This is a genomic window from Pseudoalteromonas sp. BSi20311 (assembly GCF_000239875.1).
Classification (GTDB): domain Bacteria; phylum Pseudomonadota; class Gammaproteobacteria; order Enterobacterales; family Alteromonadaceae; genus Pseudoalteromonas.
This window is the reverse complement of record NZ_BADU01000128.1, coordinates 1-558: the sequence shown is the minus strand read 5'-3', so window position 1 is coordinate 558 and position 558 is coordinate 1. Positions and strand designations below refer to the sequence as shown.

Here is a 558-nt window from a genome sequence, read left to right as displayed (position 1 = left end):
GCTCGTCGTAAATTTATCGACGCGAAAAAGCTACAAGGTAAAAACAAAACCGGCAAAGTGGATGTGGTATTGAGCCTTATCCAAAAACTGTACGGCGTTGAGTCACGCATCAAAGATAAAAGTGTGGATGACAAATATACGGCAAGACAAGAGGTTAGCCTGCCTATTCTTAGCAAGCTAAAAATATGGCTTGAGCAGGATCAGCCAAATTTAGTGGGGAACAGCAAACTGATAGAGGCAGCTAATTACCTGGCAAATCAATGGCACAAGCTCATACGCTATGTTGATGATGGCCGACTTAGCATCGATAATAATAGAGCAGAACGCGCGGTAAAACCGTTTGTGATAGGCCGAAAGAATTGGTTATTTAGCCAAACGGCTAACGGTGCCCATGCTAGTGCCACCCTTTACAGCATTGTGGAAACCGCCAAGATAAATGGTCTAATCCCATTTAATTACATCTGTGCTTGCCTTGATGAACTGTGCCAGCCTGAGCCCGATATCGACAGCTTGTTACCCTGGAATTTTAAAACATAGGTGTAGTTCGCTAGACGCTCA

General features: G+C 44.1%; 1 protein-coding gene. It reads left to right on the top strand.

Translation table 11 applies throughout. The features are described 5' to 3' along the window. Positions 1-537 (top strand): transposase (locus P20311_RS13340; protein WP_036985194.1); only part of this gene is annotated, 537 nt, incomplete at its 5' end. Positions 538-558 lie beyond the last annotated feature (21 nt).